Genomic DNA, 25,633 nt, shown 5'->3' on the forward strand with positions numbered 1-25,633 from the left:
CTGCCGGCAATACAAGAAAAGGAGCCATCAATGGCTAGCAACGAAGAGATCCTGGCCGGCTTGGCTGAAATCGTCAACGAAGAAACGGGTCTCGCTCCCGAGGCCGTCGAGCTGGACAAGTCCTTCACCGAGGACCTGGATATCGACTCCATCTCCATGATGACCATCGTGGTCAACGCCGAAGAGAAGTTCGGCGTCCGTATCCCGGACGAAGAGGTCAAGAACCTCAAGACTGTCGGCGACGCCGTCAGCTTCATCGCCGGAGCGCAGGCCTAGCCAAGGCTTCTTGCCGTATTTCGGCATGGCAGGGCTGCCGGTCCGGATGGCCGGACCGGCAGCCCGCCGCATCTCCGGCACCTTCCGCCCGTCGGAACGGTGCCGATCATCAAAACGCGGGACCTCCGGAAGACGGATTCCCACCGACGAAAGAGTGATCCCATGACACGCAAAGTAGTCATTACCGGTCTGGGGGCCACCACGCCCATCGGCGGCGATGTACCCACGATGTGGAAGAACGCGCTCAAGGGGGTCTCCGGTGCCCGCACCCTGGAGGACGACTGGGTGGCAAAGTACGAGCTGCCCGTCCACTTCGCCGCGCGCTGCAGCACCCCTGCCTTGGATGTGCTCAGCCGCGTAGAAGCCAAGCGGATGGACCCCTCCACCCAGTTCGGCGTTGTTGCTGCCCGTGAGGCCTGGGCCGATTCCGGCATAACCGAGGTCGACAAGGACCGCCTCGCCGTCGCCTTTGCCACCGGCATCGGCGGCGTGTGGACCCTGCTGGACGCCTGGGACACGCTCAAGGAAAAAGGCCCCCGCCGGGTCCTGCCCATGACTGTTCCCATGCTGATGCCCAACGGTGTCGCCGCTGCCGTCAGCCTGGACCTCGGCGCCCGCGCCGGTGCCCATACTCCCGTTTCGGCCTGTGCCTCAGGAACGGAGGCCCTCCACCTGGGACTGGACCTGATCCGTTCCGGCAAGGCCGACGTGGTGATGTGCGGTGGCGCCGAGGCGGCAATCCACCCCATGCCGCTGGCCGCCTTTGCGTCCATGCAGGCCCTCTCCCGGCGGAACGAGGACCCCGAGCGCGCCTCGCGCCCCTATGACACCGCCCGCGACGGTTTTGTCATGGGCGAAGGCGCCGGCGCCCTGGTCCTCGAAGCCGAGGAACACGCCCTGGCCCGCGGCGCACGGATCTACGGGGAACTGGCGGGTACCTCGGTCACGGCCGACGCCTACCACATCACCGCCCCGGACCCCGAAGGCCTGGGAGCCACCCGTGCCTTGAAGGCGGCCATGTTTGACGGCCGTATCCAGCCTGAGGACGTGGTGCACGTCAACGCGCACGCCACCTCCACGCCGGTGGGCGACAAGCCCGAATACACAGCGCTCCGCGCCGCCTTGGGAAGCCACGTGGACAATGTGGCCGTCTCCGCCACGAAGTCGCAGATGGGGCACCTCCTGGGCGCCTCCGGTGCTGTGGAAGCCGTACTCACGGTGCTGGCCGTCTACGACCGGAAGGCACCCGTCACCATCAACCTCGAAAACCAGGACCCGGAGATTCCGCTCGACGTGGTCACCTCGGCCCGCGACCTGCCCGCAGGCAACATCGTGGCGCTGAGCAACTCGTTCGGCTTCGGCGGCCACAACGCCGTCATTGCGGTGCGCAGCGTCTAACGCCCGGCGTCACAATCAGAGCAGGCACAGCCTGCAGGCATAGAGAGGAGGCCCCGCCATGTGGCGGGGCCTCCTCTTTGCTATGGAAGAACATGCAGGTCGACGGCGGTCAGCCCACCTGGTGGAGCCAGCGGACGGGAGCGCCTTCAGCGGCGTGCCGGAACGGCTCGAGCTCTTCGTCCCAGGCTTCGCCGAGGGCGAGCGAGAGTTCATGGTACACAGCGGCGGGATCGCCGGCACCTGACTCGTAGGCGTAGCGGATCCGGTCCTCCGAGACCATGATGTTGCCATGAACGTCAGTGACGGCATGGAAGATGCCCAGCTCGGGAGTGTGGGACCAGCGCCCGCCGTCAACCCCCTGGCTTGGCTCCTCCGTGACCTCATAGCGAAGATGCGCCCAGCCCCGCAGGGACGACGCCAGCTTTGATCCGGTGCCGGGGGCACCGGTCCAGGACAGCTCGGCCCGGAACATTCCAGGCGCGGCAGGCTGAGGGGTCCACTCAAGATCCGTTCGCTTGTCCACGACGGATCCGATGGCCCACTCAACGTGAGGGCACAGGGCCGTAGGGGCCGAGTGAACGAACAGCACACCGCGGGTCATTGCAACAGACATTCCATCCTCCATAGCTCTAGGTACGTCTTCCCCAACGACCTCTGCCTGGATGGAACTGCCCGTGCCGTGCACTGCAGCTGTTGTTCCTGCCTCCGTATTCAGATGTATCAGATATAGCAGTGTCCGGGCTTGCCGTGACGCACAAAGCTGTTAGCTTCAAGCGGGACTTGAAAGTTGCCGGACGTGACTCTTATTGTGCCGTACCCCACCAAATTACGCCAGTGCGATTCAAGCGCTGCTGCTCATGCCCTTGGATGGGCCTGCTGGTAGCTCTTCCGCAGCCGGTCAACGGAGACGTGGGTATAGATCTGGGTGGTGGCGAGGCTGCTGTGGCCAAGGATCTCCTGCACGGCACGCAGATCGGCTCCGCCATCCAGCAGATGCGTGGCCGCTGAGTGCCGCAACGCGTGCGGCCCTGATGCGGACGTATCCCCCAGTTCCTTGAAGAGACCGTTGACCATGGTCCGCACCTGCCGCTGGTCCACCCTCCCGCCCCGCATGCCAAGGAACAGTGCCTGCCCGCTGGTGCTCCTGGCGACGAGCGGACGGCCGCGGCGAAGCCAGTCGTCTACGGCCAGGGCAGCGGGAACACCGTAGGGGACCGTCCGCTCCTTGTTGCCCTTGCCGATGACGCGCAAAGTACGCCGGTCGGGGTCCAGATCGTCAATGTCCAGCCCCGCGAGTTCACCGACCCGGACACCGGTTGCATAGAGGAGCTCCACGATGGCGCGGTTCCGAAGCGCAAGGGGCGCCCCCTCCTCCGCCGCCTGGGCCAGGCCCGCCAGCAACCGTGCCAGCTGCCCGGAATGCAGGACGCCCGGCAACGATGCCTCACGTTTTGGCGCCTTGAGCCGCAAGGCCGGATCAGCGACAATACGCTCCTCCCCCAACGCCCAGGCGGTGAAAACCCGCACAGAGGCAGAACGACGAGCCAGGGTGGTCCGGGCCGCCCCCGCCTGGCTTTGCGCGCCCAACCACCGCCGAAAGGTTCCCAGCTCCAGGTCTTCCAACCGCTTGGCACCTTCGATGGAGGCGTGGGACAGGAGGCCGCGGACATCGCCCACATATCCACGGAGGGTATGCGGCGACACGGCACGCTCTGCGGCCAGGTACCGGGCGAAGGCATCAAGCGCCCCTGCAAGCTCGACAGGCAGTTCCGGATTCTCCACATTCCTACTTTCCCAGCTCTTGTGCCGAAAACTGTGGCTGACACGGCTATCACATACGCAGCAGCAGGGTGATCCGTTCCAGCCGGTTGACGGCCGGTCAGCTTGCCGGCTTGCCGCGTTTCCAGCCTCCCCGGTCCGAGACGGCGAGACCCAGCAGCCCCAACCGGCCCAAGCCGGCGCGGACCGACTCCGGGCCAAGCCCCGCGACCACCGAGAGCTTTTCAACGGACGTGGTGGAGCGCAGCGGCAGCGCATCCAAGAGGATCAGGTCTTCGAGCGTGAGCCCGTCCTGCACCGCCGCTTGTGCTTGGCGGGCTTCAGGGAGGGCGGAGCCACTGGGTCCCGCCAATTCCGCAATCTCCGCAGCATCGGTGACGCACACGGCGCCCCCGTCCCGCATCAAACGGTGGCACCCTGCAGAGTTTGCGCTGTGCACCGACCCCGGAACAGCCGCCACGGCACGGCCGAGCGCCTCAGCATGGTGTGCCGTGTTGAGGGCACCTGAACGCCACCGCGCCTCGACGACGACCGTCACGGCGGCTAAGGCAGCTATCAGCCTGTTCCGCTGCAGGAAACGGTAGCGTGTGGGCGCTGATCCCGGGGGTACCTCCGCCAGGACGGCACCCTGGTTGCACACCGCCCTGAGGAGGTCCTCGTTGCCGGAGGGGTAGAAGCGGTCCACTCCCCCGGCCATGACGGCAATCGTGGGGACGGCACTGGACGCCCCGGCCAAGGCAGCGCGGTGGGCATGGGCATCAATTCCATACGCCCCGCCGGACACCACGGTGAATCCGCGCTGGGCCAGGGAGTAGGCGAGGTCGCCCGTGACCGAAGCCCCATAGCTGGTACTGTCGCGCGAGCCAACAAGGGCGATCGAGGTGGCAGCTCCGGGAAGTGCCTGTTCCTGCCCGCGCCACCAAAGACAGAGTGGTTCCTGGATCCCAAGGTCGGCCAGTTGGCCTGGCCACAGATCATCGCCCGGGATGACCACCCTGCCGCCGATGCGGGCCATGGTGGCAAGGTCGCGCTCGGGAGCGAGATCAGGAATCCGGGGCCTCCAACGCTGCAGGGAGGCTGCCAGCCCCGGCCAGCTGGCGTGTCCACCGTCTGACAGAAGCTCCGTGATTCCCCGCTCGATATCAGGGCCGGGCGCCACTTGCCCGGTGGCGATCCGCAGGGCGTCCACGGCCCCGGCCAGCTGCACCAGGGCAAGGCCTGCGGCATCCTGCGGCTCCATGAGGCGTGAAAGGGCCGCACGGGCAAGGCGTTCCACGTCCGTGCTGAATGCTGTTGCCTTCATGCTGCGGCCGCCGCTGCCTGCCGAAGCCCCAGTGCCTGGCCGATGTGGTTGTGGTCAGGCCTCTCCCCGTGCCCCAGGTCGCACAGCGTCCAGGCCAGGCGAAGCACCCTGTCATAGCCGCGGGCCGTCAGCACGCCCCGCTCCAGGGAATGGTCCAGGATGCGGGTGACAGCCGGAGCCAGCCGGAGCTCACCCCTGAGGATCCGGCCGGGAACCTGGGCGTTGGTTTCCAGTCCATACGGCGCCAGGCGTTCAAGCTGCCGTGCCCGGGCCTGGCCCACCCGGAGGGCCACGGTGGCAGTGTCCTCCTCGTCCCCCGCCTGCCCGAAGTCGGCAAGGGAGACCCGTTCCACCTGAAGCTGGATGTCGACGCGGTCCAGCAGCGGCCCGGACAGCCGGGCCATGTACCGCCGCCTCATCACGGGCGTGCAGGTGCAGTCAAGCCCCTTGCCGGAGGCCTTGCCGCACGGACAGGGATTGGCCGCAAGGACCAGCTGGAAGCGGGCCGGATACGCAGCGGTCCCGGCTGACCGGTGGATCACCAGTTCGCCGCTCTCCAGCGGCTGGCGCAGGGCATCCAGCACACGCCGCTCATACTCCGGTGCTTCATCAAGGAACAGGACACCCCGGTGCGCCCGTGATGCGGCTCCCGGCCGGGGCAGCCCTGAGCCGCCGCCAATGATGGCCGCTGCCGTGGCCGAGTGGTGCGGGCTTTCGAACGGCGGCCGCCGGAGAAGCTGGACCGAGGATGACGGCAGCCCGCACAGCGAATGGATGGCCGTCACCTCCATGGATTCCTGGTCCCCGAGGTCCGGCAGCAGCCCGGGCAGCCGTTCCGCCAGCATGGTCTTGCCGGCACCGGGCGGGCCGGTCAGGAGCAGGTGATGCGCTCCCGCCGCGGCGACTTCAAGGGCCCGCCGGGCATCCCCCTGGCCGGAGACGTCTGCCATGTCCGGGCAGGTTCCGGCATCTGCGGAAGAATCTCCCGCACTGTCCGGCTCTTCGGGCTCGAAATCGAGCGCAAGCTCCTGCGGGTCGGCACCGAAATCCAGTGCAAGGCGCGCCAGGGTGCGGTATCCGCGGACGTTTGCATCAGGCACCAGCGACGCCTCCGCGTAATTGGCCTGCGCCACGACAATGTCCTGGTAGCCGGCCTGCACGGCCGCCATCACAGCGGGCAGGATGCCCCGGACAGGGCGCAGCCGGCCGTCAAGCCCCAGCTCGGCGATGAAGACCGTGCGCCCGGTGGTTTTGATGTCGTTGGCAGCCCGCAGCACCGCCATCGTGACCGCCAGGTCGAACCCGGATCCCCGCTTGGGCAGGGAAGCCGGAATCAGGTTGGCGGTAATTTTCCTGCGGCTTAAGGGGATGCCGGAGTTCTTCGCCGCCGACCGGATGCGCTCCTTGGCCTCGTTGAGCGAAGCGTCCGGCAGCCCGAGCAGCACGAACGCGGGAAGTGTCTGGCCAATGTCGGCCTCCACCTCCACCAGGTAGCCGTTCAGCCCTACCAAGGCTATGGAATAGGTGCGGCCCAGCGGCATTCACCCCACCCCCTTGAGGTGCTCCACCACAGGTGACCCGCCGCCGTCGTCCGTCACCGCGATGACGTCCACCCGCCGCAGCGGCATCCGCAGCTCCCGGTCGCGGCACCAGGCCGCGCCCAGCCGATGGAGCCGTGCAAGCTTCTCCCGTCCCACCGCTTCGAAGGGGTGGCCGTAGTCGAGGGAACGGCGGGTCTTCACTTCGGCGATCACCAGGGCGCCGCCGTCGAGGGCGACTATGTCTATTTCGCCTTCGGGGCATCGCCAGTTGCGCTCCAGCACCAGCATGCCAAGGGCTTCAAGATAACCGGCGGCGAGGTCTTCGCCATGCCGGCCCAACAGGTCTTTCGATCTCATTTCTACCTCCGCAACCAGCCTGTGGCAGGCCGGAGGCGAAAGTAAGGAGGCTCATTCCGTATGTGTATCGGGGGTGGCTGTGGGGGAATAGTTGCGGCTCAGGGCTACTGGCCGAGATCGACGTCCTTGGGCAGCGCCAGTTCCTCGTTCCGCGGAAGCTCCTCCACGTTGACGTCCTTGAACGTCAGGACCCGGACGCTCTTGACGAACCGCGCGGAACGGTAGACATCCCAGACCCAAGCGTCCTGCAGCGTCAGGTCGAAATAGACCTCGCCGTCGGCACTGCGGGCCTGCAGGTCCACGTGGTTGGCAAGGTAGAAGCGCCGTTCGGTCTCGACAACGTAGCTGAACAATCCGACCACGTCCCGGTATTCACGGTAGAGCTGGAGCTCCATGTCGGTTTCGTAGTTTTCAAGATCCTCAGCACTCATGCTTCCATCTTGCACCATCTGCGGGGCGCCTGGCGCCCGTGCAGCACCCCTCAGTCCGCGCCGGCCAACTCTTCCCCGGTCAACTCATCCCCGTCCGGCAGCCCGCCTTCCAGCAGGTCCCCGCCGAGCAGGCGCCAGCTGACCCGATGGTAGGGGGTGGGCCCGGCAGCGCGGAGGACGTCCCGGTGCAGCACCGTGGCGTAGCCCTTGTTGATGTCCCAGCCGAAATCCGGGAATTCAGCATGGAGTTCACGCATGGTCCGGTCGCGTTCCACCTTGGCGATGACACTCGCAGCAGCCACGCTTAGGCATTGCATGTCCGCCTTGACCTTGGTGTGCACGGGGGCGTCGCAACTGGCCTCGAAAACCGGCTCGTCAAAGAGGGACGGCTGTCCTGCCGGGGAAAGCCAGTTGTGGCTTCCGTCCAGGAGCACCGCTTCGGGGCGGATTCCCGCGGCGAGGATGTCCTGCCACGCCCGCGTCCCGGCCAGCCGCAGGGCGGCGATAATGCCGATCGAGTCTATTTCCTGCGCGGAGGCGTGGCCCACGGCTGACGCCACGCTCCACCTGCGGACCAGCGGTTCGAGCCGTTCGCGCTCGGAAGGGGTCAGGAGCTTGCTGTCCCGCACGCCGGCGAGCGGCTTCTGGTGTTCCAGGTCCACCACGGCGATGCCAACGCTGACGGGGCCGGCAAGCGCGCCCCGCCCCACTTCATCAACGCCCGCAAGATAACGGATGCCCTGCGCCTTGAAAGTCCGCTCATGCCGCAGGGTGGGCGCCTTGGTGCGCGAGAGCACCTTCGTGGAACCGGACCTCGCCTTTACTGCCGCGGGCATGGTCAGGGAGCCGCCGGGACGTTCCGGAAGACGTCCGGGTAATTGTCAAGTGTTGTGATGCGGTTCAGCGGCCACGCAATCACGGCGGCCTTGCCTTCCAGGTCGTCGATGTCGATGAACCCGCCGTCGGAATCCATGTGCGCACGGGAATCGGCGGAGTGGTTCCGGTTATCGCCCATCACCCACACCTTCCCCTCGGGAACCACGACGTCGAAGTTGCGGATCTGCGGAACCTCGGCCGGGTTGACATAGCTCTCGTTAATGGCAGTCCCGTTGACGGTCAGTTTACCGTCCGCGTCGCAGCAGACTACATGGTCTCCGGGCAGCCCGATGACCCTTTTGACCAGGTGCTGCTCGGAATTGTCCGGGAGGAGTCCAACAAAGGTCAGCCCATCCTGGACCCAGGTGAACGGCCCCTGGGTCTTCTCCGGTGCGGGCGGCAGCCACCCCTTGGTATCACGGAAGACCACCACATCGCCGCGGCTGAGCGAAAACGGTTCAGGGACGAGGAGGTTGACGAAGATGCGGTCATCGACATCCAGGGTCCTGACCATCGATTCGGACGGAATAAAGAAGGCCCGGAAAAGGAACGTCTTGATGAGGAAGGAGAGCACGACGGCGATGACCACCACCGTCGCCACTTCCTTCAGCCATGCCATGACCGGGCTGCCACCGGATTTGCCGCCTGACTTGGCGGCTTTGGCGGCGGATCGGCTGCCGGGCGCGGGGGGCGCAGCGGGAGCGTCAGCCCCCGGTTCCCCGCGGGCAGGCGCGGAAGCTGCCTCGGCCGGAGCGTCCGGAGTGCCGTCGTGGCGCGGCTCGGGCCCCCGCGCATGGTTCTCAGGCATCTACTGTCCGTTCTCTGGTGTTGGTCCTGCCGCAGGCGGACGTGGTACTGAAGCAAATCTATCAAGCGGCCAGATGATCTGGACCGGCCTGCCGATCACCCTGTCCAGCGGGACCATGCCGCCGCCGGGGGCGCCTAGGAGGCTTCGGGAGTCGGCAGAGAGTGAGCGGTGGTCCCCCATCAGCCACAGCCGCCCGTCGGGGACCACGGCACTGAACTTTTGGGTGCTCGGGGCGTCCCCTGCGAAAACGTAAGGCTCATCCAGAGGTTCGCCGTTCACCGTCACGCGTCCGCCGGCGTCACAGCAGGCCACGGCGTCGCCCGGGAGTCCCATGACCCGCTTGACGTAAGTGGTGTCGCTGCCGGTCAGGCCAAGCCACTGGGTGACGGCGGAGGCTGCGTCGAGAAGCGGACCATTGCCGCTGTTCAGGGGCGCGAAGGTTCCCCGGCCGTCAAAAACCACAATGTCCCCGTGCCTGACCGGCTCGTTCCGGAAATCCGTCCGGGACACCAGGATGCGGTCTCCGCCCTGGAACAGGGGTTCCATGGACTCGGAGGGGATGAAGTAGACGTCAAGCCACAACGACCGGACCAGCCCGCTGACCGCAATGGCCAGGACCACTGCCAGGAACGCAAAACGCCAGCCCGATTTTCGGGGCTGGCGTTTTGTCTGGTCCATGGTCCGTATCCTGGGCGCTGGTGCTGGTAGGCTCCGGCGCTGGCCGGATACGGCTGCGGCCCAGCCTTCGTAGGTCCGGAAGGACTTACTTGGCGGTGCTGAAGTCGCGCTTTTCCTTGATCTTCGCAGCCTTACCGCGCAGTGCGCGCATGTAGTAAAGCTTGGCGCGGCGGACGTCACCCTTGGTGACGACCTCGATCTTTTCGATGATCGGGGAGTGCACCGGGAAGGTACGCTCCACGCCGACACCGAAGGAAACCTTGCGGACGGTGAAGGTTTCGCGGACGCCCTCGCCCTGGCGGCCAAGGACAAAGCCCTGGAAGACCTGGACACGGGTGTTCTTGCCTTCGATGATGTTCACGTGAACCTTGAGGGTGTCACCCGCGCGGAACTCGGGAACATCGCTGCGCAGCGAGGCTGCATCGACGGAATCGAGAATATGCATTGTTGCACTCCTGGTGAACGCCACAGGTCATTCACTTTGGGTCACGGCAGGCAAACCCGGACACTGCTGGAGCGCCGGAGATTGCTGCCGAAAATTAAGTGGTCCGGCCAGGTCGCTGATTGACGAAGCCGGTTGCCTTAGCTGTTGGTTGCGCTCCCCCTGTGGCAGGTGCGGACCCAGTAGACACAAGGACTAATTTTGCCACACTGGGCAGGTTACGCCAATTCCGTCAGGTCAGTCCTGCCGGGATCCTTCACTGCCGGGCCGCCGGCGCAGGCGCCCGTCGACCACGTCGTACCCCAGCGCCTGCAATTCCGCGCGGTCGGCACGCGGCAGCTTCCCGGCGTCGAACTCCTCGAGGAGGTCGGGGCGGCGTTCGGCTGTCCGGCGGAACTGTTCGTGCCGGCGCCACTGCGCGATCCTGCCGTGGTTGCCGCTCAGGAGTACCGCGGGCACTTCCCGATCCCGCCATACGGAGGGCTTGGTGTAGACGGGGTACTCCAGGAGCCCATCGGAGTGGGACTCCTCCACCAGTGATTCCGGGTTGCCCACAACGCCAGGCAGCAGGCGCCCGATGGCCTCGACCATGGCAAGGACCGCCACCTCCCCGCCGTTGAGCACATAGTCGCCGAGGCTCACTGGACGGACCTCGAAATGATCCCGCGCCCATTCGATCACGCGTTCGTCGATGCCCTCGTAGCGTCCGCAGGCGAAGGCCAGGTGTTCCTGTTCGGCAAGTTCGTAGGCAAGCGCCTGGGTGAAGCGCTCTCCGGCGGGCGAGGGGACGATCAGGACTGGCCTGGCCGACCCTTCCGGGCGGTCGTCGGCGATCGAGGACAGGGCCTGCGCCCATGGTTCAGGCTTCATCACCATGCCCGCACCACCCCCGTAGGGAGTGTCATCCACGGTCCGGTGCCTGTCGGTGGTGAACGACCGGAGATCATGGACACGCAGGTCCAGGATTCCGTCCTGCCTGGCTTTGCCGATCAGCGACAGTTCCAGGGGTGCCAGGTACTCCGGAAAGATACTGACGACGTCGATCCGCATCTACGCTTTGCCTTCCGGCTCGGCAGGGGCTGCTTCGGCCTCCGCGTTCAACTCGAAAAGGCCGGCCGGCGGCGTGAGGAGGATGTAGCCTTCCTCGATGTTGACTTCGGGAACAATCTGCTCGACGAACGGAACCAGGATTTCGTCGCCGTCCGGGGTGGTGACCATGAGCAGGTCCTGCGCGGTGCCGGTGTTGAGCGCGGCAACTTTGCCCACAACATTTGAACCCACCCGGGCCTCCAGGCCCACGAGTTCATGCTCGTACCAGCCTTCGTCGTCGTCCTCGTCCAGCTCCTCGGTCTCGATGAAGAGCTTGGCGCCGCGGAGGGTCTCCGCTTCATTGCGGGTTCCAATCTCCTCGAAGCCCAGCAGCAGGATGTCCTTGTTCCAGCGGGCACTGACCACAGTGAGCGGGCCGGCGGAGGCGGGCTCGACAACAAACTCAGTGCCCGGCACAAACCGGTCGCCAGGGGCATCGGTCAGGACCTGGACCGTCACTTCACCGCGGATGCCGTGCGGTTTGCCGATTCGTGCCACCTGAAGCTGCATGTGTTCCTCTGTTCCGGTTGTGGTTAATCCACGGTGTTCTGGTGAAAGCACTCCGGCCCCTCCACCGTGGGTGGAGGGGCCGGAGCTAAAACTGGTGTTGCCGAGCGCTCAGCGGCGGCGGTCGGTGTCGACGACGTCGACCCTTACCGGTTCACCGCCGGCCAAGGCTGCCACCACGGTGCGGAGTGCGCGCGCGGTGCGGCCCTGGCGGCCAATCACCCGTCCGAGATCGTCCTGGTGAACGCGCACTTCGAGGGTGTCCCCGCGGCGGTTACTCTTGGAGCTGACCTTGACGTCATCCGGCGAATCAACGATTCCCCGGACCAGGTGTTCCAGCGCTTCTGCCAGCAATCTACTCAGCCTCGGTGGTCTCTGCTTCGGCCTCGGCAGGTGCTTCGGCAGCATCAGACTTGGATGCCTTCTTGGTGATGGCTTCCGGGATGATCACGGAGCCCTTCTCCGGGGCAACGAAGGCTACCTTCTCAGACTTGGTCTTGAGGGTGCCTTCCTGGCCCGGCAGGCCCTTGAACTTCTGCCAGTCACCGGTGATCTTGAGGATCGCGGCGACCTGCTCGGACGGCTGGGCGCCGACGGACAGCCAGTACTGGGCACGCTCGGAGTCAACCTCGATGTATGAGGGCTCTTCGGTGGGGTGGTACTTGCCGATCTCTTCGATGGCACGGCCGTCACGCTTGGTGCGTGAGTCCGCGACGACGATGCGGTAGTACGGTGCGCGCATCTTGCCAAAGCGCTTAAGGCGAATCTTTACGGCCACTGTTGTGGTCACTCCTGTTTCAGAAAAGGGGGTGAACCCGGCGTTCTGCACCCGTGGGGCGGGCCGTACTTGCGGGCTCGAAGGACAGGATCCGGACGCGGAGAGAGGGGCCACGCAGATCGAGTACCTGTTTATTGTGCCAGATCAGCGTCGGGATTTCGACTTGGCACCCCGGCAGCACGGCGAAGGGGCGGCCGGGAAGGGCTCAGACGGTCCAGACGTAAAGTCCGGTGCGTTCGGAGTCGTCAATTCCAACGGCAAGTTCAGCCACTTTCTGGACGTAGGTCCGTGCCTGGGCGGCGTCGAACGGCATGTCCTCCTGGGCTGCCCATTGCTCGGCAACATCATCCAGGACGTTGCCCTCCCCCTCGGTTTCGTAGCACAGCAGGTCGGCCAAAGCGCGCACCATGGCGGGCGGAACGGCCAGCAGCGAATCGCTGGCCACGTCCACCATGGTCAGTTCATAATCTGCACCGCCGGCGTGGACTGCGGTGCCGGCGAGGTCCCCCAGTTGCTCGACTTCGAAGTCAGTGATCCCAGGGATCCGGACGGCCTCGCCGTCGGGGGCGTTGCCTGCCTGGTCAAGGATGCCTGCACGCTTAAGTGCGGCGTCATGGGTGGCGAGGAAGATTTCGGTGAAGCCCATGGGAAGTGCCCTCATTCCGTTGACGGTGCGGCGCGCCGGGACGCAGCGCGCGCCGCCCGGCAGTTCGGTTTCAGCCTAGTACAGGTACCGCCGGGCGTTGGCCCGGCGGCACCTGCCCATGCGACCGCCAGGCCGGTGCACGAAACGCCGCTGTCAGCGGACGGCGACCCGGATCCTGTTGCGCCACGGATCCTCGAACCGGAGTTCTGCACCCGTATGGTGGGCGGGCACGCCGGCGACCTTGAGGCGGTCGGCAAGAGCGCCGACGTCGTCCCCTGACGGCACTTCAATGAGGACCTCCCCCAAGCCAAGCGTGTCCTTCCGCGGGCCGGCGCCGCGGCTGTTCCAGACATTCATGGCCATGTGGTGGTGGTACCGGCCAGCCGAGACGAACAAGGCCTGCCCGTGCCAGCCGGCAGTCTTTTCGAAGCCCAGCGTACCCACGTAGAAGTCGCGGGCCGTCTGGACGTCACCCACCTGCAGGTGCACGTGCCCCACGCCCGCCACGGTTCCACGCTGGCGCTCCAGCGACTCCTCCGTGAGGTGCTGCTCCAGGTAGCGCTGCGGCGGAAGCGCCAGGCTGTCCATCACCACGTCAGTGCCGTTCCAGGACCAGTTGCTGCGGGGGCGGTCCCAGTAGAGCTCGATCCCGTTGCCTTCCGGGTCAGTGAAGTAGAAGGCCTCGCTGACCAGGTGGTCTGCGCTGCCGGTGAAGGAGCGGGGCTCAAACCGGGCGGCGGTGGCGATGGTGGCGGCCAGGTCCGCCTGGTTCTCGAACAGCAGCGCAGTATGGAAGAGGCCGGCCTCTCCCCTGCCCGGAAGGTTCAGGCCCGGAGCGGGTGCCAGGTGCACCAGCGGCTTCTGCAGCCGGCCAAGATAAAGCCCGCCGTCCTGCTCCGCCACGACCTCCAGGCCCAGGGCGCGCTGGTAGTAGTCCGTCATGACCTTCATGTCGCCCACCTTGAGCATCACGGTGCCCATGGCGAGATCGGCAGGTAGAAGATCCTGGTTTGTGGCTTCTGCGGTCATTGGAAACTCCCGGTGCTGGGGCCCTCGGGTTGCGGGCCTGTCACTATTAAAATTACTTGAAGCTTCAATTTATTCCAAGTGCTGGTTCCGGTTGCCCCCAGGACGACGGGTCATCCCACGATCCGTCCTCCCAGCACTACATGTGCCAGGTCCCTTATGGTCCCCGGCGTCGTCCGCGGGTCCTCCCGGCACAGGACGACGTCTGCCCGCGCCCCCTCGCCGATGGCCTCGGCACCCAGCCACTTCCGCGCGTCCCAGCAGGCAGCATTGAGGGCAGCCGGCATGGGCAGTCCCGCGGCATGAAGGGCCAGGATTTCGTCGGCGATCCTGCCATGCCTGATGACGCTGCCGGCATCGGTTCCGGCGTAGATCCGCACCCCTGCTTCATACGCCTCCAGCACACGCTCCTCCCGGCATTCCCACAATGAACGCATATGCGCCGCGTACACGGGGAACTTTGGATCGGCCTGTGCCGCAATGTCCGGGAAGGTGGCGATGTTGACCAGGGTGGGCACAATGGGCACCTGTTGCTCCACGAACCGGGGAAGGTGCCTCGGCAGGAGCCCCGTGGCGTGCTCGACGCAGTCGATGCCGGCGTCCAGCATGTCGTCGAGCGTCTCCTCCGCGAAGCAGTGGGCCGTAACGCGTGCGCCCTCATCGTGGGCGGCCTGCACAGCATCACGGACGACGGCGGCGGGAAACGATGGCGCCAGGTCACCGGCGCCCCGGTCAATCCAGTCCCCCACGAGTTTGACCCAGCCGTCACCGTCCCGTGCCTGCTTCCGGACGGCTTCAACGAGTCCCTCCGGTTCAACCTCTTCTGCGAAGCCACGCAGGTACCGCCGTGTCCGGGCAACATGGCGGCCGGCGCGGATCAGCAGCGGGACGTCAGCCCTCCCCTGCAGCCATCGGGTATTTGCGGGAGAGCCGGCGTCCCGGACCAGCAGGGTGCCTGCCAGAAGGTCGGTCCGGGCCTGTTCCTCGGCGGCCGCATCGTGCACCGCTCCTCCCGGACCCAGCCCTATATGGCAATGGGCATCCACGAAACCCGGCAGCACCCAGCCCGCCAGGATGCTGTCCGGCACCTCCGCCGGGCGCCGGAAGGTCAGCCTCCCATCGACGGACCACAGTCCGCGCTCCTCACGGTCGGGTCCCGTCAGGACGGGCCCCGTGAACTGGATGATTTCTGCCATGAACCTGCCTCTTTCTCGCCCGGACAGGCTAGCACCGGCGATGTGACAACGAAGGATTCGGGGGCTGTGGTAGCTTCTTGGTGACCACACGGGTGCCCCTGCAGGGGCTGAGATCGGGCTGACGCAGCCTGCGACCGTCGAACCTGTCCGGGTAATGCCGGCGAAGGAAGTGAGTATTCCTTGAGTACACCAAATGAACCGCTGTCCCCTGCCCAAAAGAACCAGCAGCCGGCTTCGCCCGGCAGCCACACCCCGGTGACCCATTCCCTGAAATCGCACTCGCTCGCCTACCTTGAAGACCCCGATTCCGGCATCCGGGTTCCAATAACAGAAATCGCGCTGGAGGCTTCCCCTAACGGCCTGGCGAACGAGCCGTTCCGGACCTACCGGACCGCCGGGCCGGGCAGCGACCCCGTGCGCGGCCTGGAGCCGTTCCGGTCGAATTGGATACTGGGGCGCGGTGACACGGAAACGTATGGCGGCCGGGAGCGGAACCTCCTCGACGACGGCCGCTCGGCTGTCCGCCGCGGTGCCGCCAGCGCTGAGTGGAAGGGAGCGCGCCCGGTGCCCCGCCGCGCCGTCGGGGGCCGGACGGTGACGCAGATGCACTACGCACGGCAGGGCGTGATCACGCCGGAAATGCGGTTCGTGGCGTTGCGGGAGAACTGCGATGTTGAACTGGTCCGCAGCGAAGTGGCCGCCGGCCGGGCCATCATCCCCAGCAACATCAACCATCCTGAGTCCGAGCCCATGATCATCGGCAAGGCGTTCCTGGTGAAGATCAACGCCAACATCGGCAACTCCGCTGTCACCAGTTCGATCGCCGAAGAAGTGGACAAGCTGCAGTGGGCAACCCAGTGGGGCGCGGACACTGTCATGGACCTTTCCACCGGAGATGACATCCACACCACACGGGAATGGATCATCAGAAACTCTCCGGTACCGATCGGGACCGTCCCGATCTACCAGGCCCTGGAAAAGGTGAACGGCGAAGCGAATGCCCTGACGTGGGAAATCTTCCGCGACACCGTGATTGAGCAGTGCGAGCAGGGGGTGGACTATATGACCATCCACGCCGGGGTCCTGCTCAGGTACGTTCCCCTGACGGCCAACCGGGTCACGGGCATAGTGTCCCGCGGCGGTTCCATCATGGCCGGCTGGTGCCTGGCGCACCACCAGGAGAACTTCCTCTACACCCACTTTGACGAGCTCTGCGAAATTTTCGCACGGTACGACGTCGCGTTTTCCCTGGGCGACGGCCTGCGGCCCGGGGCGACGGCGGACGCCAACGATGCGGCGCAGTTCGCCGAACTGGACACCCTGGCTGAACTCACGCAGCGCGCCTGGGAGTACGACGTCCAGGTGATGGTGGAAGGCCCAGGCCACATTCCGTTCCACCTGGTGCGGGAAAACGTCGAGCGCCAGCAGGAGCTGTGCAAGGGCGCGCCCTTTTATACACTCGGTCCACTTGTCACCGACGTGGCGCCCGGCTACGACCACATCACTTCAGCCATCGGCGCCACCGAAATCGCGCGGTACGGGACCGCGATGTTGTGTTACGTCACCCCCAAAGAGCATCTGGGGCTGCCGAACAAGGACGACGTCAAGACCGGGGTGATTACCTACAAGATCGCGGCGCACGCAGCCGACCTGGCCAAGGGGCACCCGGCAGCGCACGAGCGCGACGACGCCTTGTCCAAGGCACGGTTTGAGTTCCGGTGGCGCGACCAGTTCGCGCTGTCCCTGGACCCGGTCACGGCAGAGGCGTTCCACGACGAAACGCTCCCGGCAGAACCGGCAAAGACCGCGCACTTCTGCTCCATGTGCGGGCCCAAGTTCTGTTCCATGAGGATCAGCCAGGACATCCGGGACGAATTCGGGTCCGCCCAGTCCCAGGCTGCCTTGGCGGAGGCCGCCGCCGGCATGCAGGGCAAGAGCGAGGAGTTCCTCGCGGCCGGCGGAAGGGTCTACCTGCCGGAGCTCAGCGTTCCACCGGCAGTCCGGGCTTAAGGCCCTTCAGGTTCCGTCCGGCTGGCCATTGGGGGCCAGCCGGACGGGCTCAGGACGCACGGACCGGCTGGACGCGGCTGACGTCACTAACGAAGGCCCGGATAATGCGGTCCCCCTCGGGAGAATCATGGGGCCGGTGACCTCCTGCGGAAGTGCGGTGCACAGCCCCGGTTTCCCGAAGGTAGCCTGCAATCTCCTCGTACAGCGGCTCCCAGCCGCCGGTCAGCACCAGCGTGGGGACCCCCGGCACGATATGCAAAGGTGCCTCCCACGGGGGCGCCTGCAGCCGCAGCCGCCGGGCGGACCGCTTCTCTTCCACCGTGACCGGATGCTGCAGGTCCGTGGCATAGACGCGGCGCACGAACTCCCGCTGGAAATCCTCGTCGCTGAGTTGGCGCCGGGCGTCGAACAAGGGCTGCATCAGGGCGATGTGCGCTGCCGTGGCCGGCAGTTCGGCGGTCAGCGACAGGCAGGCCGGTTCCACCAGGATGAGCGAGTAGACAAGATCGGGCCGTTCAACGGCAGCCATCATGGCCGGGATGGCGCCCTGCGCGTGGGCAACGACGTGCCCGCCCGCCGCGCCGCGGCCATCGTCGCCAAGGGACCGCAGCAGGATCCGCGTATCCTCGGCAAAGGACGGTTCAACGGGCTCCGCAAACGGGTCATAGCCGTGGCGGCGCAGGAACAGTGCGTCATAGGACAGGGCAAGACCGTGCTGCCGGGGCCAGGCCGCGGCACCGAACGTGCCCGCGCCGTGCACGAACACTACCCTCTGCTTGAACATGACCCAACCCTATTCCACAGCCCCGACATCCCAACCAGGTAGCGCCAAGTGTCGTTTTGACGGTTCATAACGACACTTGGCGCTACCCAGTTGGGAAAGGGGGATGCTACTTGCCGAGGAACTTGTCGAACCCCTTGGGCAGGTTCAGCTGCGACGGATCGAAGTCGCCGCCCTGCTGGCCGAAGGCAGCCCCCGTGGGGAGCGCCTTGGCTGCGTTGGCCCGCCGGGCCTCGGCGTCCTTGCGCTCCTGCGCTGCTTTGGCCGGGTTTCCGGACTTTGCCTTCTTCTTGGGCGCGTTCTTGGCGTTCTTCCGGGCTCCGCCGCCGGCCCCCGGCATGCCTGGCATTCCGGGCATGCCCGGCATGCCGCCCTGGGCCATCTTCTTCATCATCTTCTGGGCCTGCGCAAAGCGCTCCAGCAGGCCGTTGACCTCAGAGACGTGGACACCGGAACCACGGGCGATGCGGGCACGGCGCGAGCCGTTGATGATCTTGGGCGCCACACGCTCGTGCGGGGTCATGGACCGGACAATTGCCTCCACGCGGTCGATCTCGCGCTCGTCGAACTGCTCCAGCTGCTGGCGGATGTTCTGCGCACCCGGCATCATCATGAGCATCTTCTTCATGGACCCCATGTTGCGGATCTGCTGCATCTGGGCGAGGAAGTCCTCGAGGGTGAAGTCCTCCTGGTCGGCGAACTTCTTCGCCATCCGGGCTGCCTCGTCCTTGTCCCAGGACTTCTCTGCCTGCTCGATCAGGGTGAGGACGTCGCCCATGTCCAGGATGCGCGAAGCCATCCGGTCAGGATGGAAGAGTTCGAAGTCGTCCAGGCCTTCGCCGGTGGACGCAAACATGACCGGCTTTCCCGTGACCGACGCGACCGAGAGTGCGGCACCGCCGCGGGCGTCGCCGTCGAGCTTTGAAAGCACGATGCCGGTGAAGTTGACGCCTTCGTCGAAGGCGAGCGCCGTGTTGACGGCGTCCTGGCCGATCATCGAGTCGATAACGAACAGGACCTCGTTGGGAACGATGGCCCGGCGGATCTGGCGCGCCTGCTCCATCATGTCCGCGTCGACACCGAGACGGCCGGCGGTGTCCACGATGACGACGTCGTGAAGCTTCTGACGGGCTTCCTCCACACCGGCGCGGGCAACGGCCACGGGGTCGCCCGCGGGCTGGTCGAGCTCAGTTGACGTGGCTCCCGGGTGGGGCGCGAACACCGGCACCTTGGCGCGCTGGCCCACCACCTGGAGCTGCGTGACAGCGTTGGGGCGCTGCAGGTCGCAGGCCACCAGCATGGGGCTGTGTCCCTGGGCCTTCAGCCACTTGGACAGCTTGCCGGCGAGGGTGGTCTTACCGGCACCCTGGAGGCCTGCCAGCATGATGATGGTGGGGCCGTTCTTGGCCAGCCGGATCCGGCGCGTTTCACCGCCGAGGATCTCCACGAGTTCCTCGTTGACGATCTTGACGATCTGCTGGCTCGGGTTCAGCGCACCGGATACCTCGGCACCCAGGGCGCGTTCACGGACCCGGCCGGTGAATTCACGGACAACGGGAACGGCAACGTCAGCATCCAGGAGGGCGCGGCGGATCTCGCGGACTGTGGCATCGACGTCGGCCTCAGTGAGGCGGCCCTTTCCGCGGAGATTCTTGAAGGTTGCTGTCAACCGGTCAGAGAGTGAATTGAACACGCGACGTGCACTTCTTTCAGTGGATGATCGGGACTCGACTATCTAGGGTACCAAGTCGGGCCCGCAAGGTGGCATGCTGGCAAAATGACGAGCCAATCAACTGTAAGAACCCTGCTCATCCTCGGTGCTTCAGGGGACCTCACCGGACGGCTGCTCCTGCCGGGCCTGGCACGCCTGGCGGCCACGGGCCGTGCGGCAGGGCTGCGGCTCGTGGGGGCTGGTTCCGATCCCTGGACTCCGGAACAGTGGCGGGAGCGGGTGCACGAGTCCTTCGCGGCCGCCTCGGCTTCCGCCGGTCCCGAAGGAAAGGAAGCTCTCCAGTCCCTTGAGAAGGAGACGGTGTACCACCAGCTGGACGTGACCGCGGACGGGGCCCTGGCGGCACTCCTGGCCGCCCTCGACGGACCCACCGCAGTCTATTTCGCCCTCCCGCCCCGGATCAGCCAGCTGGCCTGCGAGGTTCTCCAGCCCGAACAGGTTCCGGCCGGCACCCGGCTGGTGATGGAGAAGCCCTTCGGGTCCAGTGAGGAATCCGCCCGTTCCCTGAACCAAACCCTGGTCCGGCTGGTCCCGGAAGACCACATCCACCGGGTGGACCACTTCCTGGGCAAGGCCACCGTGCTGAACATCCTGGGCCTGCGCTTCGCCAACAACTTCCTGGAACCTGTGTGGGACCGGCACCATGTGGAGAAAGTGGAGATCATCTTTGACGAGGACCTTGCGCTGGAAGGGCGCGCCCGCTACTACGACAATGCCGGCGCCCTGCGCGACATGATCCAGAGCCACCTCCTTCAGATCATGGCGCTGATGGCCATCGAACCTCCCGCCACCATCGGGGAACGGGACCTCCGCGACGCCATCTCCACGGTCCTGCGCGCCAGCAGCGTCCCGCTCCCGCATTCCGGTTCCACCCGGCGGGCACGTTACACCGCAGGTGCAGTAGGAGGGAAGGAAGTTCCGGATTATGCACAGGAGGAGGGGGTGGACGGAGGCCGCGGTACCGAGACCTTGGCAGAAATACGCGTGAACATCGATAACTGGCGCTGGAAGGGCGTGCCGTTCATCCTGCGCTCCGGCAAGGCGCTGGGTGTGAAGCGCAAGGAAGCCGTGGTGACCTTCCGCCCGGTTCCGCACCTCCCGCAGGGCTTCACCGGCGTCGACGCCCCCAACCAGCTCCGGATCGGCTTTGGGCCGGACACGCTGGCCTTCGACATCGATGTCAACGGGCCCGGCAACATCTTCAGCCTGGGCCGCGTAACCCTGGACGCGGAGCTGAGTGCCTCCGAACTCCTCCCTTACGGCGAAGTCCTGGAGGGCGTACTCGCCGGAGATCCGCTGCTTTCCGTCCGTGGCGACACCGCGGAAGAGTGCTGGCGGATCGTGGAGCCGGTCCTCAGGGCCTGGCAGCAGGACGAGGTCCCCCTGGAGGAGTACGACGCCGGTTCGGCCGGGCCCGCGGGATGGCCCGGCAGTGCGGCCGGGCACTGAGGGAAAAACAGCCGGGCGCCGAAAATCAGCAGGGCGCCGAAAAACAGCAGGGCGGGCAGGGAACCTTCCGGTTACCCTGCCCGCCCTGCTGATGTTGATGCTGTGTTGCTGTCCTAGATGGCGGCGACGCCGCGTTCGCCGGTGCGGACCCGCACCGCCTCGGAAACGTCCACCGTCCACACCTTGCCGTCACCTGCACGGCCGGTGTTCGAGCTGGCGATGATGACGTCCAGGATGTCATCGGCCTGTTCGTCCGTGGCCAGGACCTCCACCCGGATTTTTGGCAACAGGTCCACGTTGTACTCCGCTCCGCGGTACACCTCGGTGTAACCGCGCTGCCGGCCGTAACCGCTGGCCGCGCTGACCGTCAGACCCTGCACGCCATAGGCTTCCAGTCCTTCCCGGATGGCTTCGAGCTTTTCCGGCCTGACGATCGCAGTAATCAGTTTCATGCCCCCACACTTTCCTTACCTGTTGCTGATTCGGTCTTCTGCGCATCCGCAGTTGCTGCGGAAGCCGGTGCAGTGTCCGTCTGGGTCTTGCCGGTGATCATGTCGTGCAGCGGCTGGAAGCTTCCACCGTGTCCGCCCACACCGAACTCGTAGGCGGTCTCGGCGTGCAGGCTGAGGTCCACACCCACCGTTTCCTGTTCCTGCGAGACCCGGAAGCCCATGGTCTTGTGGATGGCGAAGGCGATGATCGCCGTCAGGATTGCCGAGTACGCGATGGCGATGCCGGCCGCTGCGAGCTGGGCCCACATCTGGGCCATGCCGCCGCCGTAGAAGAGGCCGCCGCCCACACCGTCAACGGGCAGTGCGATGAAGCCCAGGGCCACGGTGCCGATGATGCCGGACACGAGGTGCACGCCGACGACGTCCAGTGAGTCATCAAAGCCCCAGCGGAACTTCAGGCCCACGGCCAGGGCGGAGGCAACGCCTGCCACGACGCCGAGGCCGAGCGCTCCGACCGGGCTGACGTTGGCGCAGGCCGGGGTGATGGCCACCAGGCCGGCAACTACACCGGAAGCGGCGCCGAGGGAGGTGGGGTGACCGTCACGGATGCGTTCGGTGACGAGCCAGCCGAGCATGGCGGCGGCCGGAGCGGCGAGCGTGTTGACCCAGATCAGGCCGCCCTGCTCGGCGGAAGAGGCAAGGCCGCCGTTGAAACCGAACCAGCCGAACCACAGCATCGCTGCACCGAGCATCACGAAGGGGATGTTGTGCGGGCGGTGGTTGGGGTCCTTGCCGAAGCCCTTGCGGTTGCCGATGATCAGGACCAGGATCAGTGCCGCCACACCTGCGTTGATGTGGACCACGGTGCCGCCAGCGAAGTCGATGGCCGGGCCGAGAGCCTGGCCGATCGCGCCGTCCTCACCGAAGAGGCCGCCACCCCACACCATGTAGGCAAGCGGGCAATACACGAGGGTCACCCACACGGGAACGAACACGGACCAGGCGCCGAACTTGGCGCGGTCAGCGATCGCGCCGCTGATCAGGGCCACCGTGATGATGGCAAAGGTTGCACCGTAGCCCACGAGGATGAGGCCGTCGGGCGTCTCCGCCGTGTTGACTCCCTCAAGGCCAAAGCTCGCGAACGGGTTCCCCACGATCTGCAGGAAGCCGTCACCGCCCGTCATGGAGTAGCCCCACAGTACCCACACAACGCTCACGATGCCGATGGAGATGAAGCTCATCATCATCATGTTCAGTGCTGCTTTGGCACGGGTCATGCCGCCGTAGAAAAATGCCAGGCCTGGTGTCATGAGCAGCACGAGCGCCGCCGCCACCATGAGCCATACGTGACCTGCGGTAAGTTCCATGGTGCACGTCCTTCCTCATCCAACTCCTGCGGATTCCTCCGCCTGCCAACGCCTTTTGCGTCCTGTAAAAAGTGTGTCGGCGGCGTGTTTCGCCCGGGGAGGATTTAGATTGCCGGGCTGTTACAACAACCTCTTGGAAGTAAATGGTGCATCTCCGGCTTGTTACGGTTATGTTTCACCCCTCCCGCCGACGCCCGGCAGGCACGTATGCAAGGACCACTGGACCATGACGGCAGAACCCCGCGTGAGCCGCGCCACATCAAGGATTTTTTCGATGCTCCGACCTGGCGGGCAGAAGCTGCCGCGCGATATCAAGGTGATGCTGGCGGCGGCGTTCCTCATTGCCCTTGGATTCGGGCTTGTTGCACCCGTGTTGCCGCAATTCGCCACGACCTTCGGCGTGGGAAACACCGAGGCATCCGTGATCGTGGCCATCTTCGCGTTCATGCGGCTGGTCTTCGCACCCGCGGGCGGGGCGCTGATCGGCCGGCTGGGCGAACGTCCGGTCTACGTGGCGGGCCTGCTGATCGTGGCCGCCTCCACGGCAGCCTGCGCCTTCGCCCAGGATTATTGGCAGCTGCTGCTCTTCCGCGGGCTGGGCGGAGCCGGATCGGTGATGTTCACGGTGGCGTCCATGGCGCTTGTGGTCAGGCTGGCGCCGCCTGAGAGCCGGGGCAGGGTTTCAGGCGCCTACGCCTCCGCCTTCCTGGTCGGAAACGTGTGCGGCCCGATCGTTGGCGGACTGCTGGCCGGTTTCGGCCTCCGTGTCCCGTTCCTGGCGTACGCGGCTGCCCTGGTGGTGGCCGCCGTCGTGGTCCAGACGCAGCTGAGCCACCAGCGCCGGGGCAGCGGGGAGAAGCAGGACCGCGCCCCGGACATGCCGCTGCGCGAGGCGCTCGGCATGGGCACCTACCGGACGGCCCTGATGTCGAGTTTCGTGAACGGCTGGGCTACTTTCGGGGTCCGGATGGCCACCGTTCCGCTGTTCGCCGTCGCCGCGCTCGGTTCCGGACCGGAAGCGGCGGGCTTCGCGCTGGCGGTCTTCGCCGCCGGAAATGCCGCCGCCCTGACATTCTCCGGCCGGCTCGCGGACAGCCTGGGCAGAAAGCCGATGATGGTTGCCGGACTCCTCGTGGCCGGAGCCTCCACCGCGGCCATCGGCTTCACATCCGGGCTGGGGTGGTTCCTGGCGGCTTCGGCCCTGGCGGGCGTCGGGTCCGGCCTCTTCGGCCCCGCCCTGCAGGCATCGGTGGCCGACGTGATCGGCAATGAACGGTCCGGCGGCAAGGTGCTGGCCGTGTACCAGATGACGTCCGACGTCGGCGCGATCGTGGGCCCCGTCCTGGCAGGCCTGCTGGCCGACCGGCTTGGCTACGGCTGGGCCTTCGGAGTTACCGGCGGGATCATGGTGGTGGCCGCTGCCGGCTGGCTGGCCGCCCGTGAGACGCTGCGGACTGCCCGGCCCTGATCCCCCAGGGCTAGTTCAGCAGTGCGTCGACAAATCCCTCTGCCTCGAACGGAGCGAGGTCGTCCGCGCCTTCTCCCAGCCCGATCAGTTTCACCGGAACACCGAGCGTTTTCTGGATGGCCACGACGATGCCGCCCTTGGCGGTTCCGTCCAGCTTGGTGAGGACGATTCCGGTGATGTTGACGACTTCCGAGAAGACCCTGGCCTGGTTCAGGCCGTTCTGGCCGGTGGTGGCATCGAGCACCAGGAGGACCTCGTCCACCTCCGCCAGCTTCTCGATGACGCGCTTGACCTTGCCCAGCTCGTCCATGAGGCCCACCTTGTTCTGGAGGCGGCCGGCGGTGTCGATCATGACCACGTCCACTTCCTGGTCGATGCCGGCCTTGACCGCTTCATAGGCAACGGAGGCGGGATCGGCGCCGTCGATATCCGACTTCACCGTGGGGACGCCCACGCGCTGGCCCCACGTTGCCAGCTGCTCGGCTGCGGCTGCGCGGAAGGTGTCCGCCGCGCCCAGCAGGACATCCTTGTCCTCAGCCACCAGGACCCGGGCGAGCTTGCCAACGGTGGTGGTTTTTCCCACGCCGTTGACGCCCACCACCATCATGACTGCAGGCTTGTCGGCGTGGCGCTGGACGTTCAGGGTACGGTCCATGGTGGGGTCCACAAGCTTGATCAGTTCCTCGCGAAGGAGCTCCTTGACCTGCTCCGGGCTCCGGGTGCCCAGCACCTTGACCCTTTCACGGAGGGCATCCACGAGCTGCATGGTGGGCTCGGTGCCAAGGTCTGCCAGCAGGAGGGTCTCCTCCACCTCGTCCCAGACGTCCTCGTCAATCCTGTCGCTGGAAAGCAGCGCCAGCAGGCCCTTGCCCATGATGTTGTTGGAACGGACCAGCCGTTCGCGGAGGCGGACCAGCCGGCCGGCCACAGGCAGCGGGGTTTCCACGGGGATGGTTTCCAGGCCGGCCGCCGTATCGGGGACCTCGGTGGTCTCCAGCTCCGCCAGGTCAACGCCGTCCTGCGCCGTCCGGTCCCCCGCCTCGACGGGCCGGTCTGCCACGAGGGTGCTGCCCCCGCGCGGCAGTTCGGGGTCGTTGGCGTCGCGGGTGCCCTCGTACCGGTTGATGTTCTTCCGGGTCTTCATGAAGACCGGAATCAGCCCGCCGATAACCACCAGGGCAGCAAGAATGGACAGGAGTATGGGAAGGATGTCATTCACTCCCCTAGCTTCTCATACGGGCAC

The 25,633-nt window shown here is 66.1% G+C and carries 27 protein-coding genes and 1 riboswitch; of the genes, 5 read left to right on the forward strand and 22 right to left on the reverse strand.

Annotated elements, in window-relative coordinates:
- Positions 1-30: 30 nt before the first annotated feature.
- Together ASPHE3_RS11530 and fabF are read left to right on the forward strand one after the other, a co-directional pair.
- Positions 31-276, forward strand: coding sequence for an acyl carrier protein (locus ASPHE3_RS11530; protein WP_009359314.1), 246 nt, complete (start codon positions 31-33; stop codon positions 274-276).
- Between the two features lie 162 nt (positions 277-438).
- Complete coding sequence (gene fabF / locus ASPHE3_RS11535; protein WP_013601386.1) at positions 439-1,674, forward strand: beta-ketoacyl-ACP synthase II; 1,236 nt, start codon at positions 439-441, stop codon at positions 1,672-1,674.
- 109 nt (positions 1,675-1,783) lie between these two features.
- Here fabF and ASPHE3_RS11540 read toward each other — a convergent pair whose 3' ends face one another.
- From ASPHE3_RS11540 to ASPHE3_RS11620, 17 genes are all read right to left on the reverse strand, one after another.
- Complete coding sequence (locus tag ASPHE3_RS11540; RefSeq protein WP_041652118.1) at positions 1,784-2,287, reverse strand: DUF3145 domain-containing protein; 504 nt, start codon at positions 2,285-2,287, stop codon at positions 1,784-1,786.
- 242 nt (positions 2,288-2,529) lie between these two features.
- Complete coding sequence (locus ASPHE3_RS11545) at positions 2,530-3,456, reverse strand: tyrosine recombinase XerC (protein ID WP_013601388.1); 927 nt, start codon at positions 3,454-3,456, stop codon at positions 2,530-2,532.
- Positions 3,457-3,553: 97 nt separating this feature from the next.
- Positions 3,554-4,756 carry a DNA-processing protein DprA gene (gene dprA / locus ASPHE3_RS11550; protein WP_013601389.1) on the reverse strand — a complete coding sequence of 401 codons (1,203 nt, stop codon included), beginning with the start codon at positions 4,754-4,756 and terminating at the stop codon, positions 3,554-3,556.
- The gene (locus tag ASPHE3_RS11555) at positions 4,753-6,297 is read right to left on the reverse strand and encodes a YifB family Mg chelatase-like AAA ATPase (RefSeq protein WP_013601390.1); all 1,545 of its coding nucleotides are present in this window, start codon (positions 6,295-6,297) and stop codon (positions 4,753-4,755) included. The genes dprA and ASPHE3_RS11555 overlap by 4 nt, the downstream gene beginning before the upstream one ends.
- Complete coding sequence (locus tag ASPHE3_RS11560; protein ID WP_041652120.1) at positions 6,298-6,654, reverse strand: YraN family protein; 357 nt, start codon at positions 6,652-6,654, stop codon at positions 6,298-6,300.
- 104 nt (positions 6,655-6,758) lie between these two features.
- The gene (locus ASPHE3_RS11565) at positions 6,759-7,085 is read right to left on the reverse strand and encodes a DUF2469 domain-containing protein (protein WP_013601392.1); all 327 of its coding nucleotides are present in this window, start codon (positions 7,083-7,085) and stop codon (positions 6,759-6,761) included.
- A gap of 50 nt (positions 7,086-7,135) precedes the next feature.
- A complete protein-coding gene (locus ASPHE3_RS11570) occupies positions 7,136-7,921 on the reverse strand; it encodes a ribonuclease HII (protein WP_041652121.1) in 786 nt (261 codons plus the stop codon).
- A 2-nt stretch (positions 7,922-7,923) separates the two neighbouring features.
- A complete protein-coding gene (gene lepB, locus ASPHE3_RS11575; RefSeq protein ID WP_013601394.1) occupies positions 7,924-8,769 on the reverse strand; it encodes a signal peptidase I in 846 nt (281 codons plus the stop codon).
- Complete coding sequence (gene lepB, locus ASPHE3_RS11580; protein ID WP_013601395.1) at positions 8,770-9,447, reverse strand: signal peptidase I; 678 nt, start codon at positions 9,445-9,447, stop codon at positions 8,770-8,772.
- 85 nt (positions 9,448-9,532) lie between these two features.
- Positions 9,533-9,892, reverse strand: coding sequence for a 50S ribosomal protein L19 (gene rplS, locus ASPHE3_RS11585; protein WP_013601396.1), 360 nt, complete (start codon positions 9,890-9,892; stop codon positions 9,533-9,535).
- A gap of 234 nt (positions 9,893-10,126) precedes the next feature.
- Positions 10,127-10,939 (reverse strand): tRNA (guanosine(37)-N1)-methyltransferase TrmD, encoded by an 813-nt coding sequence (gene trmD, locus ASPHE3_RS11590; protein WP_013601397.1) that lies wholly within the window; start codon positions 10,937-10,939, stop codon positions 10,127-10,129.
- Positions 10,940-11,488: a ribosome maturation factor RimM gene (gene rimM / locus ASPHE3_RS11595; RefSeq protein ID WP_013601398.1), complete on the reverse strand. Its 549-nt coding sequence runs from the start codon at positions 11,486-11,488 to the stop codon at positions 10,940-10,942.
- A 108-nt stretch (positions 11,489-11,596) separates the two neighbouring features.
- On the reverse strand, positions 11,597-11,839 hold the full coding sequence (locus ASPHE3_RS11600) for an RNA-binding protein (protein ID WP_013601399.1): 243 nt from the start codon (positions 11,837-11,839) through the stop codon (positions 11,597-11,599).
- Position 11,840: 1 nt separating this feature from the next.
- Complete coding sequence (gene rpsP / locus ASPHE3_RS11605) at positions 11,841-12,263, reverse strand: 30S ribosomal protein S16 (RefSeq protein ID WP_013601400.1); 423 nt, start codon at positions 12,261-12,263, stop codon at positions 11,841-11,843.
- A gap of 205 nt (positions 12,264-12,468) precedes the next feature.
- Entirely contained in the window at positions 12,469-12,909 is a 441-nt protein-coding gene (locus ASPHE3_RS11610) for a hypothetical protein (protein WP_013601401.1), read from the reverse strand.
- 153 nt (positions 12,910-13,062) lie between these two features.
- Entirely contained in the window at positions 13,063-13,938 is an 876-nt protein-coding gene (locus ASPHE3_RS11615; protein WP_013601402.1) for a VOC family protein, read from the reverse strand.
- A gap of 110 nt (positions 13,939-14,048) precedes the next feature.
- Positions 14,049-15,131 carry an amidohydrolase family protein gene (locus tag ASPHE3_RS11620; protein ID WP_013601403.1) on the reverse strand — a complete coding sequence of 361 codons (1,083 nt, stop codon included), beginning with the start codon at positions 15,129-15,131 and terminating at the stop codon, positions 14,049-14,051.
- 78 nt (positions 15,132-15,209) lie between these two features.
- Positions 15,210-15,317: riboswitch (TPP riboswitch) on the forward strand.
- Between ASPHE3_RS11620 and thiC the strand changes: the two genes are divergently transcribed.
- On the forward strand, positions 15,312-17,141 hold the full coding sequence (gene thiC / locus ASPHE3_RS11625; protein WP_013601404.1) for a phosphomethylpyrimidine synthase ThiC: 1,830 nt from the start codon (positions 15,312-15,314) through the stop codon (positions 17,139-17,141). (Overlaps the previous riboswitch by 6 nt.)
- A gap of 49 nt (positions 17,142-17,190) precedes the next feature.
- On the opposite strand, the gene ASPHE3_RS11630 is transcribed toward thiC, so the two are convergent.
- Together ASPHE3_RS11630 and ffh are read right to left on the reverse strand one after the other, a co-directional pair.
- Entirely contained in the window at positions 17,191-17,925 is a 735-nt protein-coding gene (locus ASPHE3_RS11630; RefSeq protein WP_013601405.1) for an alpha/beta hydrolase family protein, read from the reverse strand.
- A 106-nt stretch (positions 17,926-18,031) separates the two neighbouring features.
- Complete coding sequence (ffh, locus tag ASPHE3_RS11635) at positions 18,032-19,615, reverse strand: signal recognition particle protein (RefSeq protein ID WP_013601406.1); 1,584 nt, start codon at positions 19,613-19,615, stop codon at positions 18,032-18,034.
- 84 nt (positions 19,616-19,699) lie between these two features.
- Between ffh and ASPHE3_RS11640 the strand changes: the two genes are divergently transcribed.
- Positions 19,700-21,103 carry a glucose-6-phosphate dehydrogenase gene (locus tag ASPHE3_RS11640; protein WP_013601407.1) on the forward strand — a complete coding sequence of 468 codons (1,404 nt, stop codon included), beginning with the start codon at positions 19,700-19,702 and terminating at the stop codon, positions 21,101-21,103.
- A 113-nt stretch (positions 21,104-21,216) separates the two neighbouring features.
- On the opposite strand, the gene ASPHE3_RS11645 is transcribed toward ASPHE3_RS11640, so the two are convergent.
- Both ASPHE3_RS11645 and ASPHE3_RS11650 read right to left on the reverse strand, forming a co-directional pair.
- Positions 21,217-21,555, reverse strand: a complete 339-nt coding sequence (locus ASPHE3_RS11645) for a P-II family nitrogen regulator (RefSeq protein WP_013601408.1) — start codon at positions 21,553-21,555, stop codon at positions 21,217-21,219.
- Complete coding sequence (locus ASPHE3_RS11650; protein ID WP_013601409.1) at positions 21,552-22,922, reverse strand: ammonium transporter; 1,371 nt, start codon at positions 22,920-22,922, stop codon at positions 21,552-21,554. Before ASPHE3_RS11650 ends, ASPHE3_RS11645 begins: the two co-directional genes overlap by 4 nt.
- A gap of 226 nt (positions 22,923-23,148) precedes the next feature.
- On the opposite strand from ASPHE3_RS11650, the gene ASPHE3_RS11655 reads away from it, so the two are divergent.
- Positions 23,149-24,390, forward strand: a complete 1,242-nt coding sequence (locus ASPHE3_RS11655; protein ID WP_041652126.1) for an MFS transporter — start codon at positions 23,149-23,151, stop codon at positions 24,388-24,390.
- Positions 24,391-24,400: 10 nt separating this feature from the next.
- Here the strand turns inward: ASPHE3_RS11655 and ftsY are convergent, their stop codons facing one another.
- Positions 24,401-25,609 (reverse strand): signal recognition particle-docking protein FtsY, encoded by a 1,209-nt coding sequence (ftsY, locus tag ASPHE3_RS11660; protein WP_013601411.1) that lies wholly within the window; start codon positions 25,607-25,609, stop codon positions 24,401-24,403.
- Positions 25,610-25,633: the final 24 nt, after the last annotated feature.

Source organism: Pseudarthrobacter phenanthrenivorans Sphe3 (assembly GCF_000189535.1).
Taxonomy (GTDB): domain Bacteria; phylum Actinomycetota; class Actinomycetes; order Actinomycetales; family Micrococcaceae; genus Arthrobacter; species Arthrobacter phenanthrenivorans.